At 63.9% G+C, this 2,128-nt stretch carries 1 protein-coding gene; it reads right to left on the bottom strand.

The annotated features are described in order from the left end of the window. The coding region (locus GXY33_10440; protein NLX05551.1) for an SAM-dependent DNA methyltransferase at positions 1 to 2,128 on the bottom strand (2,128 nt) is incomplete at both ends.

Genomic DNA, 2,128 nt, shown 5'->3' on the forward strand with positions numbered 1-2,128 from the left:
CGCTTGCGGCCGTCCCAGATGTGCCACACGAACGGCCGGTCGTGGAACAGCTTGCAGTGCTGCTCGAAGAAGCCGTTGCGAAGCCAGTCGTCCAGGTCGAAGCCAGCTTCGAGCTTCACGCCGCAGGCGTCCAGCAGCCGTCCCAGTCGTTCGGCCGCGGGTTCTTCACCGCGGACCGCCGGGATGCAGACGATGCCGTCATTATCAACGAATCTCGCGAGTTCCTCGCAGCGCTTGACCAGCGCCCGCGCCCGTTTGGACAACCGCATTTCGCCTTCGCCACTTCCGTCTTCCGCCTTTCGCCTTTCGCCTTGCGTCTCCGCCGGCCAGCGGTAGCCCAGCAGCCGGGCTACGGCGACCTGCAACGTGGCCCGCCGGGCCTCATCCGGCTCAAGCGGCTGCAACGGCTCGGCCCCGGCCGCCGGTTCGTTCACATTCGGCCAGCCGTGGAAGAGCCACTGCGTCGGATCGTCACTCTCCGGCTCAGGCAGGCCGTCGGGGTATTTCTCCGCCGCTACCTTCTGCCAATGGTCAAAGTCGAAGGGAACCTTGCCAAAGTACCCATTCTTCACAGCAAGCTTTGTGTTCTCTTTGCGGACTTCTGATTCAAGTTCTCCGCTCTCGGCGAAGCACCAAACGGGCAATAGGGCGGATTCGTGATGTGGTACAAGAGCGTGGCAGTTACATATGAACTGCTCGCCAGTGTAGCGTGTGGTGAAGAGGCGACCGGTCTCGGATATTGCAACTCCTTCTTTGCCCCACGCCTGTCTTCCGCTGAGGTTACCGGTGTGCGTTTCTGAGGTCAGAAATACGGCTCGCAGTAGTTGTTCACGACCTCCAAAAGCCTGCGAAGTCGGCGGGGCAGACTGAAGACGGAGCCAGCCAGGGGCTAGGTCGCAGACCTCCCAGAACGATATGACGAATGCGGGATTGTCAGCCGTCGCGATTCCTTGATACGCCAAGGCGTGCTTGGCCAAAAGATCGGTGGTGGAAGCTATTCCTAGCTGAATTGCCGCGTCTGGGTTCTTCCGCTGTCCCGCCTGCGGGAGTTGGCGAAGCTCGGCGGTGCTGCGGAGGAGGACGGCCTTAGCTTGGGCGGTCGCGCCAGCAGATGCGTCGAGACCGAGCATCGCATGGGATTCGCTCGCTTTCCCGCAAGAGAGGGCGAGCAGTGCGACGTTAACCACATGCCCACCGATCGTCTCGAACGCGCCGGGGCCGAGGCGGGCTACGACGTTCCACTGATGGTTCTTGAGCAGTCGTTCGCGAAGCTTCCTGTAGGTGGTTAGGAAGAGCCAGTTCTGAGGCGACACAACGGCGACACTGCTGCCGCGAGACAGTCGGTTCAGGCCGCGGCTGATGAACATCGTGGCGAGATCGGCCTTGGCATCCGGCTCGTTGTCCTTTGCCCAGTCCTGAAGTGTCTCGCCCTGCTTCCCCCGACCCAGATACGGCACATTCGTAATGACCAGCGTGTAATCGTCGGCGAGTAGTTCTGCGGCCTTGATCATGCCGGCGGCGGCGATGGCGCGTTCGCGGGTTTCGTCGTCGGCCTTCTCGGCCTCCGCGATGGCCGAGAGGTACGGCTGGATCGTCTCAAAGTCCGCGGCGATGAGGTCGGCCGGAAGCTCGGCCGGGTTGATCAGCGACCCCAGCGTGGGGGCTTGCGAGAAGAGCCGGTGCAGGTTCAGCAGGCCGTTCCTGATCGCCTCGCGCCCGACGGCCGGCATGGGAATGCCCGACTGCTCGGCCAGCTTGATCCACTGCTCGGCCGAGCATTGAGGCCCGATGCCCGTGCAGGCGATGTTCAGTTCCGGCAGTTCGCGGTATCCGCCGGCTTCGGGATAGGTCCAGGCCGCGAACGCCAGGGCGAAGGCGGCGATCTGGCAACAGCGCTCGTCGATCTCCAGGCCGTGCAGGTTGTCGCGGAGCACGGCATCAATCGCCTCGGCCGCAGACAGCCCTTCTTCAGCCATGCGGATGGGCACGAGGTGGTGCAGGGCGGCCACGAGGAAATGGCCGGAACCGCAGCAGGGGTCGAGCACCTTGATGTCCCTGGCGGCCTTGGGCCAGCCATCGAACGTGCCGGCAGCCGGACGCCACGGCCCGCCCTTGCCCTCGGCTCCGC

The organism is Phycisphaerae bacterium (assembly GCA_012729815.1).
In the GTDB taxonomy this organism is placed as follows: Bacteria; Planctomycetota; Phycisphaerae; order JAAYCJ01; family JAAYCJ01; genus JAAYCJ01.